Here is a 17,675-nt window from a genome sequence, read left to right as displayed (position 1 = left end):
ACCCATGACAACGAACATCAAGATCATTCCGACCGCCGAGTACGACGCCGTCATCGCCACGGTTCAGGCCTACATCGACGGCCTTCGGACCGGCAAGGCAGACGAACTGGCACAAGCCTTCAGCGACGATGCCGTGATGTACGGATTCACCGACGGAGTGCCCATGGCAGGCCCGATCTCCAACCTCTACGACTTCGTCAACGACAACGGCACCGCTCCGGAAATCGCCACCCGAGTCGACATCATCGGGATCACACCCACCACGGCCGTAGTGAAGGTCGATATGGAAAACGACGCGATCGGCGCCGACTACACCGATTTCCACACTCTCCTCAAGCAAGACGGTCAGTGGAAAATCATCGCCAAGGTCTATCACCAGTACGAAGGCTGACAATCTCGTCGGGCGTGCTCATGATCCCTCGTCTTCAGTATCTCGAGTACGCCCGGCCACGCGATGTGATCGGGCTGGTCCGTGACGTCTCACCCCGCACGGTGCTACCCCGGCGAAAATATCGTGAGCGCACAATGATTGATAGTTTGTGGAAGAACTCGGTTTCCTCAAAAGTGATGGACCCCAGCCTGGGCGAAAACTGCCGAGAGCGAGCGTAACCGGGAGTGCATCAGAGGTTCACACTCCGTCGGCATCGGTCGGGCAGCGCGGATGTTGTGTGTGCTGCCCGACCGAGAATGTGGTCGTCAGATGCCGTACTGATGGAAACCCTTGGCGATGACCTTCCACTGACCGTCCTGCTTGATGCGCGTGTGGAAATCGGTGCCGTCGGCGGCGTCTTCCATGTCGATCCGCTTCCGCACCCCCCGAATTCGCGATGTCTCCATGACAGTCACCGACGATCCCGTATGCGGCCACGCGCTGACCGCCCTGCTCGTCGCGGGCCGCGACGCGATGAGCAGCCCCCGCCGCGCCGGCAACGACACCGAACAGCACTACACCGCCGCGGTCAGTACCGCAGCCACACGCGAGGAGGACATGCCATTACCCCCGATCAACTGGCATCGACTACTTGGGTTCAGGCGGCGGTTGTCGCCGCCGAGAATGGTCGAGGATCGCCAATGCGGTGGTGTTGGCCTGGCGGACGGAGTCTGCGGGCAGGGTGAACACGATTTCGGTGCGGCCGAGTTCGGAGCGTCCTACTCCTCCGCCGTAGTCGGCGATGGGGTCGATCAGCTGCTCGACGGTTTCCTCGTCGAACGGTGCGTCGAGTTCGGCGAAGACGTTGTACGGCTGCCTCGACCGACATTCGGTCGAGGCCGGCGTCGTTCGAAATCAGAGCGCGGCAAAGAGATCCACGGTATTGCCATCAGGATCGAGAAGAACGGCGTAGCGCTGGCCCCACACGGCATCGAACGGCGCCTTGTGTCCGGGGAAGTCGGCTGTGATGCGCTGATACGCCCGGTCGACTGCGGCGGGTGTCCCGAAATCGAAGGCCAACGCGACGGGGTGTCGACCTTCCCCGACAACGAAGTCAGGATCGAAGCTCGCAATGGTGGACAGCGCGTCCCACGCCAGCCGAAGCCCGCTGTCAAAAGTGAACTCCACGTGCGGAGCATCAGCCGGTGTTTCCGGAATGTCGAGCCCGAGGGTTCGGTAGAACGCGAGGGAACGAGCGAGATCGTTGGTGACGATTCCGACGAGATCGAGTCTCGGAGAGACGGACACGGTATTTCTCCTGTTTCGGGTCGAGAAGTGATCGGCGAGTGTGTGACGATGATCTGATGACCGGCACTGACACCCTCGCTCTTGACGGTAGTCGGACGGTAACGTCGAGTCTTGAACAAAACGGCCACACCTATGTCGAGACTCGGATCACCGGTTCGGCCGGCCTCTTCAGTTGCACGTGGAAAAGCACTACCGAATCCGACACGTCCACGCAGGCAAAGCGAATTCTTCCCGATCTCTGCGCCGACTTCATCGTCAACAGCGCCGGAAAGTCGTGGCTCGTCGGACCAGCCACCACTGCAGACCTGGTTTCGGTCGCCGCCGGTACAACCATGTGGGGCATCCGCATCAATCCACCCGCTCTGCGGAGCCTGCTCGGCGCAGCGGCCGATGCGGTGCAGGATTCGAAAATCGCCTTCGACGACATCCTCACTTCCCGACAAGCGCGGGTACTTGCCGACGCCCTTCGCCACGAAGCAGTCGACGCTCGCCTACTGGGCCAGTTGTGGCGTGGACTGGAACCCGACCACGGAATCGAACGTGGTTACTCCGCGCTCATCTCCTCACCCACTACCGCGGTACAGGACATCGCCGCAGACCTCGGTGTTTCCGAACGTCATTTTCGACGCTCGATCACGTCCGCGGTCGGGCTGTCCCCCAAGCTGATTCAGAAGGTGCAACGTATGCAGGATGTGTTGACTCTCAGCCGCGGCGCAGATCTGTCGTTGTCATCTCTGGCCGGTCGCGCCGGCTATGCCGACCAAGCCCACCTCGCGCGCGATACGCGAGCGCTGGCAGGCCTGACACCGACTCAGCTATTGCGCGAGCACCGGTAAGCATGAACGAAGATCTGTTCTCAGCCCTCGATCACCTGGCTGCCACGTCGACCGTCGTGATCGATCGGCCCCGCGGGTCGGCACACCCGCGGTACCACGCTGCGCTCTATCCGCTCGATTACGGCTATCTCGACGGCACGGTCAGCGCGGACGGCGACGGGATCGATCTGTTCCGAGGCTCGGCCGTCGGCACCGGCGTTGTTGCCGTGGCTGTTATTGCCGACCTCGTAAAGAAGGACGTGGAAGTCAAAATCCTTCTCGAATGCACTGCGGATGAAATCGACACTGCTGCAGCATTTCTCCGCGACACTTTAGGTCTCGGTGCCACGATCCTGCGGCGCGAAGTCAGCTGAGTTCGTCGAATCGCGGAACAAGATACTCCGAAACCCACTTCGCTTCCTCGATCAGCGGCCAGCCCGCCAGAATCAGTGCAGTCAAACCGGTTCGGCTGCGAAGCGTGCGTACCGAGTCCGTGATCGAATCCGGATCGCCGACGTAGTACACCGCCGATGACCCGGTGCCGAAGATGTCGAGCGGCGACCACGCCGTGACACCCGCGTACAGCCCGTCACCGACGTACAACTCCTCCGGTTCCGGAAGTCGGCCCGACGCGATCTTGTCCGCCCAGCCCTGCCGCTGTGCGTCGCGAGCAGTGAAGGTTTTGAGGTCCTGTTTCCCCTGAGTACGACGACGAACTGCATTGTCCAAGACATCAGCGATCTGCTCGACGCCTGTCTTCTCGAACAAGGAGCGGAACCGGTCGTGCGCCTGCGCCTTGGTGGGGCGAACGATCACTCCGGTGAGCGCACCGAAGTCGGTGAACTCACGTCCGGCTGCCTCCGCCGCCGCCCGTGCGGCAGAGAACTTGTCTTCGATGAACGAAGTTTCGCGCAGCATCACCAAGTAGGTGTCGAGCACCTTGCCTGAATTTGCCAGGCCGGCAGGCGAATCACCGGTACCCCACAGTGGAACCTGATGCCCCGTGGGCGCGTCGATTCGCAGCGGCGTGTTGGGGAAGTTCGACTCGGTCCCTTCGGAGTAGATGCGGCGGAAGTCTGCCCAGTACTGCTCCCCCAACTCGTAACGCTCGTCGTGGGGCACGTTCATGTCGTACTTGGTCAGGATGTTCTCGCGTCCGTTGACCGAGTTGATCAACAATCGGCCACCGCTGAAGGCGTCGAAGGTCAATGCCTTCTCCGCCAGCAGTCGAGCCGGCGTCATGTTCGCGTAGACGGCGACGAGGAACTTCATCCGCGTGGTGTGCGCTGCCGCCCAGGTCACCGAGATGAAGGGATCGTTCGGCCAGGTGGCAACCAGAGCACCGTCGAATCCACCGTCGTCGATGGTCTTTGCGAGCTCGATCTGCCTGGCCCCGTCCACGGGATACAGTCCGCCAGGGCTCCACGGGTAATCCCCGTCGGCCTGGGTGAGATACCAAAAAGTCTTGACGCCCATCAGTTCTGCACTCCAGCCGGCAGGTCGAACGATTCGATTCGGGCACGCGAGCGGATGGTGTCGGCATTCACGTTGTAGAGCGCATCGAGGTATGCGACTGCAAAAGACCCTGGGCCTGAGGCATTTTCCTCGGCGATCTCCGATGCCACGGCAACATGCGTGTGCGCAGCAACCAATCCGTCCAGTGCGGTCGGCGTCACGGCGAGGTAGGCGGCGACAAGGCCGCCGAGAGAGCAACCGGTACTGGTCACGCGCGGCAACATTGCGCTGCCACCGGAGACTCGGATGCCCCGGGTGTCACCGCCCGCATCGCGGCCGACGATGTAGTCGACCGGTCCTGATGCCGAAACTGCGTCCGCATGCTTCAGGAGAGACAAAGCGGCCGGCACTGCGTCGACGGAGTCGGAGGCACTGTCTACGCCGCGGGTGTCGCCACCGAGTCCGGCCAGAGCGATGATCTCCGAAGCATTTCCGCGGATTGCGCTGGGGTGAAAGCGCAACAGGTCCACTGCGATACCTTTACGCCAGGGCAGTCCGCCGACACCGACGGGATCCAAAACCCATGGCGTACCGGCAGTTCGGGCCGCTTCAGCAGCAACCAGGAAGGCTTCGGCCGTTACGTCGTCCGGTGTTCCGAGGTTGACCAGCACTCCCCCGGCGATGGCAGCGAACCCACCCGCTTCGTGGACATTGTCGATGTGAGCATTGCTTGCGCCGGCAGCGAGCAGGACGTTGGTCAAGAAGTTTGCCGAAACGATGTTCGTCAGCGATTGAACGAGCGGTACCTGATCGCGGAGCGCGTCGATCGCCGACGCGACGGTTTCGACAGAGACAGTGTCAGACATGAGAATTCCTTCAGGACGGGAGGCATTCGGGGACTGCGGCGATTCAGGACCGCGGACATCGAACATCAGCAATCGCGCCACCAGGCGCACTGCCGACAACCATCGACAGAGTCGGATCTGCAGCCCATTCCTCCAACGAGCCGTCGTAGACTTTGACATCCTCGTGGCCGCTGCGGATCAGTGCAAGTGCGGTCAAGCACGCCGAAACTCCACCGCCGCAATAGATCACGACAGGTTCGGCGACGGCTGGTAGAACGTCAGCAGATCTCGACAGAACTTCATCCGCCGGAAGCATCCGGGCATCGGCGTCGAGAAGACTCTTCGCGGACAGATTCACACTTGACGGAATATGTCCGCGTCGCGAATACCGCGTCCTCTCCGTTCCCTCGTACTGCTCGGGCGCCAGGGCGCACACGAGCGTTCCGGCTTCTTCTCCGGAGGACAGTGAGGCAACGCGCGGTAGATCGACCCACAGGCCGAGGTCGGTCACGCTCCACCGCGTCGAAGCCGACGTGCGGGTTACGTCGTCGCCGCTCGCGAGATCGAAGCCGAGTCGAGTCCACTCGGCGAGGCCGCCGTCGAGAACTCTTGCTTCGATGCCGGCGTTGAGAAACACCCACCAGAGCCGTGATGCCCAGGTGGTCGATCCCTGGTCGTAGATCACGATTGTCGCACCCGGTTCGATACCGCTGGATTGAAGATCGGTAACCAACTGCTCCGGTGACGGACGCGTGAAATGCAGCGCCGCTCCCCTTTCGGAGAAGACGTCCATGAGGTCGACGTGTCGAGAACCCGGGATGTGCGAGGAGACCCAGTCGGCGTACCCGGATTCCGGTCGGTAATCGCCGTCGAATCGTGCGGGAGGAAAATGAACCGTCGCGTCGAGCACAGCGACGCCTCCCTGACGCACCATTGCGTCGAGTTCAGCGGCACTTACCAGCGGCGACGCGGCTTCTCCAGCCACTTCGGACCCTCTCCCTCGGAAACGAACAACCACGAACCTAAATGAGTACTAGCGTATACGCAAGTACTCACTCGTCGCCGATGGCATAATTGAACGCGCTCTGCTTGCACGCACAGGAATGGGGACATATGGATCTCGACGCCGATACGAGCACCACCGCTCTACTGGTGCCGGAGGCTGCGCTCGGCCGGTCCGATCAGACCTCCAGGCAGTACCTGCGCCTGCGAGCCGACATCCTGGCCGGCAAGTTTCCCCAGGGCGCCCCGCTGCACGAGACCCAATTGTGCGAATCGTACGGCGCATCCCGCACCCCCATCCGGGAAGCACTCAACTGGCTCGCCCACGACGGCCTACTCGAACGAGCCGCCCGCGGTTTTCGGGTCCGTTCGGGCACGCCGGAGGACGTGATCGAAATCTACGCGGCGCGGGTTGCCCTCGAATCGGAAGCGGCCGGCGCCGCCGCACTCCGTCACAGCGATCTCGACCTTGCTCGACTGGGCGGATTACACGAATTCTGCTGCACTGCAACGGAAGGCACCGAGGTTCGTTCTGGGAACTTCAAGTTCCACGAGGCACTCTGGCAAGCCGCCCACAATTCCACGATCACCTCACTGCTGATCCGCCTCACCACCCAATTGCGAATCTACGACAGCGGACCGCCGTCGAACTACGGCGAACCGGACCTGCTCAATTCGGAGCATCAAGAGATCCTGAACGCTATCCGCGCACGGGACGAATCGTCGGCGCGTGGCCACATGCGCAACCATCTCGAGCGCAGCCGTGACCAGCGGATAAAGATGTTCGCAAGCCGCTGACTCCAGACAGCCCAGAGTCGCTGACTCCGGACAGCCCAGAGTTCGGCACACCGACGCCAACGCCGCCGTCAGTCAGGCCGAGAGCCTGCCGACCTCGACGTCGTAGACGCTCTCGGCCGGGCTCGACATCACTCGGTCCGCCATCTCCTGCTTGAGCACCGTCAGCCGCGCCTCGTCTTCGGCCGTCCGGTCACCTTTACGAGAGAGAGTGATGAACTCGTCGACGACAAATCCCTCACGAATAGTCAGCGTGACGCTCGCATCACGATAGTGGACCCGAAATACATACAGTGCGAGCGTATTTCCTCGTTCAAGCCTGGCCAGAGAACTGTCGACGGTGTACCGCCCTTCTGTCACCGCGCGCGTGACCAGCTCGAACGCATCGCGCACTCCTGGTCCGCCATGTGCGGTGGCCACGACCAGGTCACGACGCTCGACGGAGCCCTCCCCGCGGAGCACGCCGAGTGCGCGCTCGAGAACCTTGTAGGCATGCGCCACGCCTCCCGGGGCCTGCGGACCGTGATAACGGAGGGCATCCTCGTACGTGAAGTCGAGCGTCGTCCCGCGATCGGTCACGGTGAGCGTGCTGGTCATGATGGGCGTCCTTGCCGGTCAGTCCTGGTGGTCGATCGGGTTGTTCCGCGAGACGATGAGCGGATCGATCGGGGTGGTAGGAAATTGTGGCAGATCGCGTTCCGGAACACCGAACGAGGCCGAGAGAACGCCACGTGAGAACGCGGAAGCCGTTGCACGGTAGCCTATGTCGCCTGGCGTCGGCTGGTCGAAGAAGATCAGGAAGTTGATGTTCTCGTCGCCCATAACCTCGATGTGATGAGGATAGGCACGTGGAACGAAGTACACCTGGCCCGGTTCGAGCTGGTAGGTGTCGAGTGACCCGTCGGGATCGAGAACTGTCATCCGCCCGCGACCCCGATGCACGTATCCCATCTCGGCAGTGACGGGATGCCAATGTGGCTCACGCATTCCGCTCTCGCGAATAGTCAACGAGTACATCGAAAGATCCTCCAGCGCTGCCCAATACTGCCTGCGCGCCACCTTCGCCTGTCCGTACGGATAAGCGAGAGGGGCGATCTGCCCTTCGAGATCGAAGAGATGCGCGTTGGGAAAGCCGGCGGTATCGGGAACGACGGCGGCGCCGTCCCGCCGCACAATCTGGGACGCATCGGCTCTACCGAAGACATCGAAGGCTGATGCGGCGAGATCGTAGGTGTTGCCGAGTACCGCGTTCGACATTGCGCTGACGCTACTATGCAACGAGAAGTGCTGCGGGAGAGAAGTTCGCAAGGCAGCGATGATCTCCGCCTCCCCCTCTCCGACGTTTTCGATGTGATAAATCGCCCCGGATTCGACGTGATACATCTGCCCCGTTCGCACCACGAAACTGGCGAACTCGTCGGCATTACCCAACATCGAGACAAGCACGGTTCCGCTGGTGACGTAGGCGATCTGGTTCGCGTTGACGTTCCATTGTGGTTCGCGGATCGCGCCGGGGCCGAGAACAATTCGCTTGATCGACAGACCGGACAGGATCGCCAACGAACTCGAGTCGAGCTGCGAGATCGATCCGAGTTCGTTCTCGAAGACGCTGGGACCATTACGTAGTGAGGCAACGTGTGTAGACATGGCCTTTGGTCCTTTCGACTCTGGTCCTTCCGCCTCGCTGACGTCAGTCCTCGATGAACGCGAGAATGTCCTGGTCGAGTGTCTCTTGATATGAGCCGTAAATTCCATGCGGTGCGCCCGGATACACCTTCAGCGTGCCCTTCTTCACCAGCTTGATCGCCTTCTCCGCCGCTGCGCCGATCGGTACGATCTGATCGTCGTCACCCTGAGCTATGAGGACCGGAACGTCGATGGCTTCGAGATCGGAAGTCTGGTCTGTCTCAGAGAATGCCTTGACGCAGTCGTAGGCCGCGGCGAGGTTGACCAACATCCCCTGTCGCCAGAAGTCGTCCTTCGCCCCTTGCGAGACGTCGGCCCCTTCGCGGTTCGCGCCGTAGAAGCTCTCGCTGAGATCTTTGTAGAACTGCGATCGGTCTCGCAGAACTCCCTCACGAATGCCGTCGAACACCTCGATCGGTGTGCCTTCGGGGTTGCTGTCCGACTTGACCATGATCGGTGGAACGGCGCCGGCAGTGATCACCTTGGCAACGCGCCCTTTGCCGTGCTGCGCCGCGTAACGGACCACTTCCCCGCCGCCGGTCGAATGGCCCACCAGGATCAGGTCTTTCAGGTCGAGTGTGTCGATCAGCTCAGCCAGGTCCTTGGCATATGTATCCATGTCGTTGCCGGTGTACGTCTTCGACGAGCGACCGTGCCCTCGACGATCGTGCGCGATGGTCCGGTATCCGGCGTCGGCGAAGAGCTTCATCTCGACTTGCCACGCGTCGGAACTCAGCGGCCACCCGTGACTCAGGACGATCGGCCGGCCGGTGCCGTGCTCGGTGTAGTAGATCTCGGTTCCGTCGGAGGTGGTGACGTCGGGCATGCTCTGCTCTTCTCTGTCGAGTCGTGGAGTGGGGCCCGGACACACTGTCCGACTCCCTCACCCTGCGTGTGCCCACTACGGGCGCAATCGACGCATCGATCGACGGAAATCACCAGCGCTGGGCAAAGCAGTCCGGCCCGACACCGCGGAGTGCGATGTCGGGCCGGACTGTTTTGTCAGATGCAAACGATCAGTAATCGTCCTCGGTGTAGACGATCATGCCGCGCAGGTTCTTTCCCTCCAGCATGTCGGCGTAACCCTCGTTGATCTCCTCGAGCTTGTAGGTCTTGGTCACCAACTCGTCGAGTTTGAGTGCGCCACTTCGGTAGTGATCGAGCAACTTGGGAATCTGGGACCGTGGCCCGACCCCACCGAAGATGGCTCCCTGCAAACGCTTCTGCAGAAGGGTCAGCTCGAAGAGGCTGAGCGTCACCTGCGAATCCGCGTAATGCCCCATTCCGACGACCACTACCTGGCCACCCTTACCCGTCGCACTGAGCGCGGGCTGAATGATGTCACCGTGAATTTCACCCACGGTGATCACGGTGACGTCGGCCATCTTGCCCCAGGTGATCTCGCCGATCGCCGGTAGCGCTTCCTCGAGTGAGGCAAACGTGTGTGTGGCGCCGAATTCCTTTGCCTTGTCGCGCTTGAACTCGACGGGATCGATCGCGATCACAAACCGCGCTCCGGCGGACGCCGCACCCTGTACCGAGTTGATTCCGACACCGCCGACGCCGACGACCACCACCGTGTCACCGACCTTGGCTCCGCCGATCGCGGTGGCCGATCCCCAACCGGTGGCAACACCGCAGCCGAGCAAGGCCGCCTTGTCGAGCGGGATATCCTTCTCGATTTTGATCACCGACGCCTCGTTGACGGTCACGTACGGCGAGAATGTTCCGAGCAGGCACATCTGGATGACCGGCTCGTCGTTGAGGGTGACGCGGTACGTCTTGTCGGAGATCGCCTGCCCGGTCAACAGGCCGGCTCCCTCGTCGCAGATGTTCTGCAGACCCTTCGCGCAAGAGGGACAACGTCCGCACGCCGGGATGAACGCGAGAACAACGTGGTCGCCTTCTTCGACGCTCGTAACTCCCGGCCCGACCTTCGTCACCACTCCGGCACCTTCGTGCCCGCCCAGTGCCGGGAAGAAGGGCAGCGGGCTGGCGCCCGTACGCAAATGTTCGTCCGAATGGCACAGTCCCGATGCGGCGAGTCGGACCTGCACCTCACCCGAGACCGGGTCCCCCAGCTCGACCTCTTCGATCTCCCACGCCTGACCTGGCGCCTTGACTACCGCTGCCTTGACCTTCACCTGCACTCCTCGAAATTCTTCGTGATGCACGGACGACGAAAGAACGCGCCGGAATTTGTGTCACCGATCACACTCCAAGTACGAGTGTGCCTGAAATAGCTCGAGAATACCGCCGGTCTGTGCGCCTTTTTGGTAGTGGGCGCTACCAAAAAGGCGCACGGCTAAGATGGATACAGTGGCCAAGGGAACGCGCAAGACCAGAACTCGCAGCAGTACTCCCGAGCGAGGCGAGTCCGGTCCCGTTGCCGGCACTTTCCCGATCGACACCGGGACGTGTGAGCTTGTCCGCGATCAGTACTCCGACGACGGTTGGATCATCCAGATCAACGGAGTGCCCAGTTCCCACGTGAACGTCGCGGATCCCACGGTGCTCGATTTCGAATACATGCGGTGGATCGCGCATCTGGTCGATTCCGAACGTGACAAGGCCGAGCGTCTGCGGGTCCTGCATCTCGGCGGCGGTGCCTGCTCCATGGCCAGGTACTTCGCCGCCACTTACCCCGACGCACGTCAGGTGGTGGTCGAAATCGACGGCGCTCTGGCAGAACTCGTGCGCGATTGGTTCGACCTTCCGCGCGCACCACTGCTGCGCATTCGTGTCGGCGAAGCCCGCGCCGTCACGGAAACTCTCACCGAGGCCACCCGGGACATCGTGATTCGAGATGTGTTCGCCGGCAGCACAACTCCGACCCCGTTGACCACGGCACAATTCACCACCCACGTACGACGCATACTCGCACCGGGCGGTATCTACATCGTCAACTGCGGCGACACCCCGGATCTCCAGGGCGCACGGAGCGAGGCTGCGACCATCGGCGCACAGTTCGAACACATGGCGATCATCGCTGATCCCGCAATGCTCAAGGGTCGCCGCTACGGCAACATGATCATCGCGGGCAGCGACGTTCCGATCGGCGGGCAACCCGCGCTCGCGCGCGAACTACTCGGCGGCGGCGTTCCCGCCCACGTGTGGCAGGACACCGAAGTGCGTAAGTTCGCCGCGAACGCGTCGATTCGGCAGGACTGAGCGAGAGCGCTACTCGCCGCCGAAGACCCTCTCCACCACAGCTTTTGCTCGACGCGTGATGCGCAGATAGTTGTCGAGGAACTCCCCTGCGTCGTCGCCGTATCCGGCGACCTGCGCCACCGCCGCGAGGACGCGTCCAGGCCCGGGCAACTGGTCCGTCGGCTTGCCGCGGACCAGAACGAGGCAGTTGCGTGCCTTCGTTGCGGTGATCCAGGCGTCACGTAGCAGTTCGACGTCACCTTCGCTGAGCAGTTCCGCGGCGCCGATCGCGTCGAGAGTTTCCAGCGTCGACGTATTGTGCAGCGACTCGATCCTGTCGGCATGGCGCAGCTGCAGCAGTTGCACGGTCCACTCGATGTCGGCCAGACCGCCGCGACCCAATTTGGTGTGCGTCGCCGGATCGGCTCCGCGCGGCAGCCTTTCGGAATCGACGCGCGCCTTGATGCGTCGAATCTCGCGCACCGCAGCATCGCTGACTCCGCCTTCGGGGTAGCGGGTCTTGTCGATCATGTGCAGGAACCGCAGTCCCAATTCAGGATCACCGGCCACCGGGTGCGCACGAAGTAGCGCTTGAATCTCCCACGCCTGAGCCCACTTCGCGTAGTACGCGTCGTAGGACTCGAGGGTGCGCACCATCGGTCCGTTGCGGCCTTCCGGGCGCAGTCCGGTGTCGACCTCGAGCGGCGGATCCGTACTCGGAGCCCCGAGAAGCTTACGCACCTTGTCGGCAATGCTGTTGGCCCACTTGACCGCAACGGTCTCGTCGGCGCCCTCGCGGGGTTCGCACACGAACAGCACGTCCGCATCGGAACCGTAACCGAGTTCGCCACCACCCAATCGGCCCATGCCGATGACGGAGAAACTGGCGGGAGCCTCGGTCCCGAGTTCGGTGACGCTGGCCTTGATCACAGCGGAGAGCGACGCGTTGAGCACCGCCGCCCAGACCGAGGACAGCGCCTTGCAGACGGCGGGAACATCGAGCATGCCGAGGATGTCGGCCGAAGCGATGCGTGCAAGTTCGTGTCGCCGCAGCGAACGGGCCGCGGCAACAGCACGATTCGGATCACTGTGTCGCCCGGAGGCGGTGAGGATCCCGCGAGCGACGTCCTCGGGCTTCGGCTCGACCAGGCGCGGTCCACTCGGTGAATCCGCGAACAAGCGGATCACGTCGGGAGCCTTGATGAGCAGGTCGGGTAGGTACGCGGACGACCCCAGCACGGTCATCAGACGCTCGGCGACCGCAGCCTCGTCACGGAGCAAGCGCAGGAACCACGTCTGATCGACGAGCGCATCCGAAAGCCTGCGGTAGGCGAGCAGACCGGCGTCTGGATCCGGTGTGTCCGCGAGGGATTCGAGCAGAGTCGGCAGCAGGAGCGCTTGAATACGACCCTTGCGCGAAGCGCCACTGGTCAGTGCCGTCAGATGTCCGAGTGCATGCTCGGGCGCCGTGTAACCGAGAGCGGCCAACTGCCGAACCGCGGCTTCGGGCCCCAGGACCAGCGCTTCCTTGTCCATCCGCGCCACCGATTCGAGAAGCGGGCGGTAGAACAATTTGGCGTGCAGGCGGCGAATACGATGCGAGTTCCGCTTGATCTCGGCGCGCAGGACTCCGAGGGAATCAAGGCGACCGTCGGGTCGCATGTGTGCGGCGCGGGCCAACCAGCGCAGCGCTTCCTCGTCGTCCGGCGGTGGCAGGGTGTGCGTGCGCTTGAGCTTCTGCAACTGCAGACGATGCTCGAGCAGACGCAGGAATTCGTACGACGCAGTCAGGTTGGCGGCGTCGTCGCGGCCGACGTACCCTCCCGCGGCCAATGCGGTCAACGCATCGACAGTGCTCTGCACGTGCAACGAACTGTCGGCCCGCCCGTGCACCAATTGCAGGAGCTGGACGGCAAATTCGACGTCGCGCAAGCTTCCGCGGCCGAGTTTGAGTTCACGCTCGCGCAGTTCGGGAGGAACCATTTCTTCGACGCGTCGACGCATGGCTTGAACTTCCGGGACGAAGTCCTCGCGCTCGGAGGCGATCCATACCATCGGGCTCATCGCCTCGGAGTACTGGCGACCCAGCTCCATGTCGCCCGTCATCGGACGAGCCTTGAGCAGTGCCTGGAACTCCCAGGTCTTGGCCCAACGCTTGTAGTACGTGACGTGGGATTCGAGCGAGCGAACCAGTTCTCCGCGCTTACCTTCGGGACGCAGCGCAGCATCGACCTCGAAGAATGCGGAGGTTCCGATACGCATCATCTCACCGGCAACGCGGCTTGCCGTCGCGTCCGCCGGTTCGGCGACGAACACGACGTCGACGTCGGAGACGTAGTTCAGCTCGCGCGCACCACATTTGCCCATGGCGATCACTGCGAGCCGGATCGGACAACTGCCCTCAGGGCACACCGTTGCGATGGCTACCGCGAGTGCAGCGGTCAGTGCAGCGTCAGCCAGGTCGGAGAGCTGATGCCCCACAGTCTGATACGGCACCACCGGTTCGTTCTCGACGATCGCCGCAAGATCAGCCGCGGCCAGGAGCATCAGCTGGTCCTTGTAGCTCTTACGCAGAGCAACAACAGCTTCCGGTCCGGTCACGGTGGCGCGGTAGGTCAGTGAGCCTTCGGTAGCACCCTCGTCGAGGGTGGCACCTACGGCCTCGAGCAAGGCTGCAGTCGCCTCGTCCTTGGTCGGCAGAGCCTTGCCGTCGAGCAGTTTCCAGCCGATCGGATCCGCGGCCAGGTGATCACCGAATGCCGACGACGAACCCACCAGCGCGAACAAACGGCCGCGCAGGCCCTTGTCCGTGCGCAATGCCTGATCGAGTTCGCGCCACCCGTCGCCGAGCCCGTCCTTGATCCGCACAAGGGTGCGCAGAGCTAGATCGGCATTCGCGGCACGCGAAAGCGACCACAAGAGTTCGATGCTCTCGGCGTCGACCCAACCGAGCTGACGCAACTCGTCGGCAGCGGTGGGCTCGACCAGCCCGAGTCGACCCGGTCCTGGAACTGCTGATCTCGCAGCGGGCGGTTTCACCGTCACAGACCGAGGTAGGTCTTGAGCTCGAACGGCGTCACGTGACTGCGGTATTCCTCCCACTCACGACGCTTGTTGCGCAGGAAGAAATCGAAGACGTGCTCGCCCAGTGCTTCGGCCACCAGTTCCGACTTCTCCATCTCGCGCAGAGCGCTGTCCAAGTTGCTCGGCAGTTCCTTGTAGCCCATGGCGCGACGCTCGGCGGAGGTCAACGACCACACGTCGTCTTCTGCCTCGGGCGGCAAGGTGTAGCCCTTCTCGATGCCACGCAGGCCGGCAGCAAGAAGAACCGCGAAGGTCAGGTACGGGTTGCAGGCCGAGTCTGGGCTGCGGATCTCGACGCGGCGCGACGACGCCTTGTTAGGCGTGTACATCGGGACACGGATGAGGGCCGATCGGTTGGACGGGCCCCACGACGCGGCGGTAGGAGCCTCTCCCCCGTGAACGAGCCGCTTGTACGAGTTGACCCACTGGTTCGTGACCGCACTGATCTCGTTGGCGTGCTCGAGGATGCCGGCGATGAATGCCTTGCCGGTCTCGGAGAGCTGCATCGGATCGTCAGGATTGTGGAAGGCGTTGGTATCGCCCTCGAACAGGCTCATGTGGGTGTGCATCGCGGAGCCGGCCTGATCGCTGAACGGCTTGGGCATGAAGCTCGCCCGAACGCCTTCACCGATCGCGACCTCCTTCACGACGTACCGGAACGTCATGACGTTGTCGGCCATCGAGAGTGCGTCGGCGTAGCGCAGATCGATCTCCTGCTGACCCGGCGCGGCCTCGTGGTGGCTGAACTCGACCGAGATGCCCATCGACTCGAGTGCGTCGATGGCATGGCGGCGGAAGTTCGGAGCCGAATCGTGGACGGCCTGGTCGAAGTATCCGCCCGAGTCGGCTGGGATCGGCGGAGTGCCGTCGATCGGACCGTTCTCCAGCAGGAAGAACTCGATTTCCGGGTGGACGTAGCAGCTGAAGCCCAAATCGCTGGCCTTGCTCAACTGGCGACGCAGGACGTGGCGCGGATCTGCCCATGACGGTGAACCGTCGGGCATCGTGATGTCACAGAACATGCGTGCGGAGTGCTGCGCACCGTCCTTGTGGGCCCACGGCAGGATCTGGAATGTCGAAGCGTCGGGCCGAGCGACGGTGTCGGCTTCGGAGACTCGCGAGAATCCCTCGATGGCGGAACCGTCGAAACCGATTCCCTCCTCGAAGGCACCTTCGAGTTCGGCGGGGGCGATCGCCACCGATTTGAGGTACCCGAGAACATCGGTGAACCACAAGCGGACAAACCGAATGTCGCGCTCTTCCAGGGTACGAAGCACGAATTCTTTTTGGCGATCCATGCACGCGAGACTAAGCAAGCCACGTTAAATCTGTGTTACATCAGTGGTCCCGGTTAACAGAGTGATTGGTCACCATCGAATAGGCGCAGCGTATGGCGTCGCGCCGGCTAACATGTCAGACCTTCTTCCGGAGCCTTCAGGTAAACGAAGTAGTCGACGACGGCATCGTCGACGCAGGAGTTTCCGTCCAGGACCACCGTGTGCTGGGTTCCGTCGAACGTGATGAGGGCGGCGCCCAACTGCTTCGCGAGATCCACTCCGGCCTGATACGGGGTCGCCGGATCCTGCGTCGTCGATACGACGACCAACTGCGGCAGACCGGCTTGAGCGAGCGCCTGGGGGTCGAGCGCGTGGGGGCTGCCGGTTGCCGGAACCGGCCAGAACGCGCACAGGTCGAGCGGCGCTTGACCGGTCCCGCGTCCGTCGTCGAGGAACGGCGCAGCCTCGCGGTACCGGGTATCGGATTCGCCTGCCTCGGCGCGGTCGGTAGTTGCCGGATCGTCCACGCAGCGAATGGCGTTGAACGCGTCGTTGATGTTGGAGTAGCTGCCGTCGTCCTCACGGCCCTCGTACATGTCGGCGAGATTGAGCAGCGAGTCCCCGCGTCCGTCGGCCAGACTCGACAGACCCCCACGCAACGGAGTCCACAACTGCGGCGAATACAGGGCCTGTTGGACACCTGTGATCGCATCGGAATAACTGAGTCCCCGTGGGTCGGTGGTCTCCGCCGGCTTCTCGATCAGCGGATCGACGAGTGCCTGGAAACGTGCCCGCGCCTGCGCCGGATCGTCACCCAACGGGCAGTCCGTTCGCGTGACACAGTCGGCGACAAAGGCGTCGAATGCGCCCTGGAAACCCTGACCTTGCAAGACCACTTCGTCGATCGGATCCTGCTCGGGGTCGAGCGCTCCGTCGAGGACCATCGCTCGAACATTCTGCGGAAAGGTCTCGGCGTAAGTGGATCCGAGCCGGGTGCCGTACGAGAATCCGAGGTAATTCATCTTCGGATCGCCGAGAACGCCCCGAATGACGTCCATGTCTCGCACTACCTCGTAGGTACCGACGTGGGCGAGGAACTCCGTACCCGTCCGCTCGGCACACTTGGCGGCGTAGTCCTTGCTGTCCGCCTCGGCGAGGGCGATACCTTCCGGCGTCATGTCGACGTTGACCTCTGCACGCTCCGCATCGATCTCCTCTGGCGTCAGACACCGCACCTGCGGGGTCGACGCACCGATTCCCCGCGGATCGAAGCCGATCATGTCGAAGCGTTCCTGCAATTCGGTGCCCGAACCCGACGTCGCCATCGACAGCCCGGACCCACCCGGCCCGCCCGGGTTCAGCAACAGCGAACCGATGCGGTCACCAGTTGCCTTCGAACGCGAGATCACCACCTTCGCGGTGTCGCCGCTCGGATTCGCGTAGTCGACGGGAACGCTCACCTCGGCGCAGTCGATCCCACGCCCCAGCGGCGCAGTTCCTTCTTCGACGAACTGGTCGCACGAACCCCAGTCGAGCGTCTGCTCGTAGAATTTCTCCAGGCCGGACGGCACCGCGGACGCGGCGGAACCAGCGGGTTCCACTGATTCGGGAGTGCCTTCCGAACTAGTGCAACCGACAACCAACACGAGCACTGCGGCGCTTCCGGCGAGGGCACCGGAGAGGCGAACGAACTTCGACATGCCCTCGATGGTGCCAGGAAACCGCGATAGCCAGCGGTTCGCCTCGTTTCGGCACGTACCTGATACGCGCGCGGTGATGTGACCCATTGCACCCCGTCAACTATTCGTGTCGGCGACGTCCGGTGGCAGACTGAACACGTCATCACCCACACCCGGGGACCCGAAGGCGATCAACGCTCAGGGCCTCG

17 protein-coding genes are annotated in these 17,675 nt (G+C 62.8%); 5 read left to right on the top strand and 12 right to left on the bottom strand.

What is annotated here, in order from left to right; translation table 11 throughout:
- Window positions 1-4 precede the first annotated feature (4 nt).
- A complete protein-coding gene (locus QM716_RS11535) occupies window positions 5-391 on the top strand; it encodes a nuclear transport factor 2 family protein (RefSeq protein ID WP_283304260.1) in 387 nt (128 codons plus the stop codon).
- A gap of 305 nt (window positions 392-696) precedes the next feature.
- Here QM716_RS11535 and QM716_RS11530 read toward each other — a convergent pair whose 3' ends face one another.
- Window positions 697-846 (bottom strand): hypothetical protein, encoded by a 150-nt coding sequence (locus QM716_RS11530; RefSeq protein ID WP_283304259.1) that lies wholly within the window; start codon window positions 844-846, stop codon window positions 697-699.
- A 439-nt stretch (window positions 847-1,285) separates the two neighbouring features.
- Window positions 1,286-1,678 carry a VOC family protein gene (locus tag QM716_RS11525; RefSeq protein WP_283304258.1) on the bottom strand — a complete coding sequence of 131 codons (393 nt, stop codon included), beginning with the start codon at window positions 1,676-1,678 and terminating at the stop codon, window positions 1,286-1,288.
- A 56-nt stretch (window positions 1,679-1,734) separates the two neighbouring features.
- Here QM716_RS11525 and QM716_RS11520 point away from each other — a divergent pair, with 56 nt between their 5' ends.
- Together QM716_RS11520 and QM716_RS11515 are read left to right on the top strand one after the other, a co-directional pair.
- On the top strand, window positions 1,735-2,514 hold the full coding sequence (locus QM716_RS11520; protein ID WP_283304257.1) for a helix-turn-helix domain-containing protein: 780 nt from the start codon (window positions 1,735-1,737) through the stop codon (window positions 2,512-2,514).
- Window positions 2,515-2,516: 2 nt separating this feature from the next.
- On the top strand, window positions 2,517-2,867 hold the full coding sequence (locus QM716_RS11515) for an inorganic pyrophosphatase (RefSeq protein WP_283304256.1): 351 nt from the start codon (window positions 2,517-2,519) through the stop codon (window positions 2,865-2,867).
- Here the strand turns inward: QM716_RS11515 and QM716_RS11510 are convergent.
- From QM716_RS11510 to QM716_RS11500, 3 genes are read right to left on the bottom strand one after another with little or no spacing between them, the layout of a single operon-like run.
- Window positions 2,860-3,969 (bottom strand): LLM class flavin-dependent oxidoreductase, encoded by a 1,110-nt coding sequence (locus QM716_RS11510; RefSeq protein WP_283304255.1) that lies wholly within the window; start codon window positions 3,967-3,969, stop codon window positions 2,860-2,862. The two genes, QM716_RS11515 and QM716_RS11510, sit on opposite strands and share 8 nt — an antisense overlap.
- Window positions 3,969-4,814, bottom strand: coding sequence for a hydroxyethylthiazole kinase (thiM, locus tag QM716_RS11505; protein WP_283304254.1), 846 nt, complete (start codon window positions 4,812-4,814; stop codon window positions 3,969-3,971). The genes QM716_RS11510 and thiM overlap by 1 nt, the downstream gene beginning before the upstream one ends.
- A gap of 43 nt (window positions 4,815-4,857) precedes the next feature.
- Complete coding sequence (locus tag QM716_RS11500) at window positions 4,858-5,778, bottom strand: sulfurtransferase (RefSeq protein WP_283304253.1); 921 nt, start codon at window positions 5,776-5,778, stop codon at window positions 4,858-4,860.
- Window positions 5,779-5,906: 128 nt separating this feature from the next.
- On the opposite strand from QM716_RS11500, the gene QM716_RS11495 reads away from it, so the two are divergent.
- A complete protein-coding gene (locus QM716_RS11495; RefSeq protein WP_283304252.1) occupies window positions 5,907-6,593 on the top strand; it encodes a GntR family transcriptional regulator in 687 nt (228 codons plus the stop codon).
- A gap of 72 nt (window positions 6,594-6,665) precedes the next feature.
- Here the strand turns inward: QM716_RS11495 and QM716_RS11490 are convergent, their stop codons facing one another.
- From QM716_RS11490 to QM716_RS11475, 4 genes are all read right to left on the bottom strand, one after another.
- Window positions 6,666-7,187 carry an amidohydrolase family protein gene (locus tag QM716_RS11490; RefSeq protein ID WP_283304251.1) on the bottom strand — a complete coding sequence of 174 codons (522 nt, stop codon included), beginning with the start codon at window positions 7,185-7,187 and terminating at the stop codon, window positions 6,666-6,668.
- An 18-nt stretch (window positions 7,188-7,205) separates the two neighbouring features.
- Entirely contained in the window at window positions 7,206-8,237 is a 1,032-nt protein-coding gene (locus tag QM716_RS11485; protein WP_283304250.1) for a cupin domain-containing protein, read from the bottom strand.
- Window positions 8,238-8,280: 43 nt separating this feature from the next.
- A complete protein-coding gene (locus QM716_RS11480) occupies window positions 8,281-9,102 on the bottom strand; it encodes an alpha/beta fold hydrolase (RefSeq protein ID WP_283304249.1) in 822 nt (273 codons plus the stop codon).
- A 190-nt stretch (window positions 9,103-9,292) separates the two neighbouring features.
- Window positions 9,293-10,420 carry an NDMA-dependent alcohol dehydrogenase gene (locus QM716_RS11475; protein WP_283304248.1) on the bottom strand — a complete coding sequence of 376 codons (1,128 nt, stop codon included), beginning with the start codon at window positions 10,418-10,420 and terminating at the stop codon, window positions 9,293-9,295.
- Window positions 10,421-10,586: 166 nt separating this feature from the next.
- Between QM716_RS11475 and QM716_RS11470 the strand changes: the two genes are divergently transcribed.
- The gene (locus QM716_RS11470) at window positions 10,587-11,447 is read left to right on the top strand and encodes a spermidine synthase (protein WP_283304247.1); all 861 of its coding nucleotides are present in this window, start codon (window positions 10,587-10,589) and stop codon (window positions 11,445-11,447) included.
- Window positions 11,448-11,456: 9 nt separating this feature from the next.
- Here the strand turns inward: QM716_RS11470 and QM716_RS11465 are convergent, their stop codons facing one another.
- The 3 genes from QM716_RS11465 to QM716_RS11455 form a co-directional block, all read right to left on the bottom strand.
- Window positions 11,457-14,471: a bifunctional [glutamine synthetase] adenylyltransferase/[glutamine synthetase]-adenylyl-L-tyrosine phosphorylase gene (locus tag QM716_RS11465; RefSeq protein WP_283304246.1), complete on the bottom strand. Its 3,015-nt coding sequence runs from the start codon at window positions 14,469-14,471 to the stop codon at window positions 11,457-11,459.
- The gene (locus tag QM716_RS11460) at window positions 14,468-15,808 is read right to left on the bottom strand and encodes a glutamine synthetase family protein (RefSeq protein WP_003941637.1); all 1,341 of its coding nucleotides are present in this window, start codon (window positions 15,806-15,808) and stop codon (window positions 14,468-14,470) included. Before QM716_RS11460 ends, QM716_RS11465 begins: the two co-directional genes overlap by 4 nt.
- A 107-nt stretch (window positions 15,809-15,915) precedes the next feature.
- Window positions 15,916-17,487, bottom strand: a complete 1,572-nt coding sequence (locus QM716_RS11455) for an alpha/beta hydrolase (protein WP_283304245.1) — start codon at window positions 17,485-17,487, stop codon at window positions 15,916-15,918.
- Window positions 17,488-17,675 lie beyond the last annotated feature (188 nt).

This window comes from Rhodococcus sp. IEGM 1409 (genome assembly GCF_030056735.1).
Taxonomy (GTDB): Bacteria; Actinomycetota; Actinomycetes; order Mycobacteriales; family Mycobacteriaceae; genus Rhodococcus_F.
Note: the sequence above shows the minus strand (reverse complement) of the source record. Positions and strands in the feature narration are given on the sequence as shown.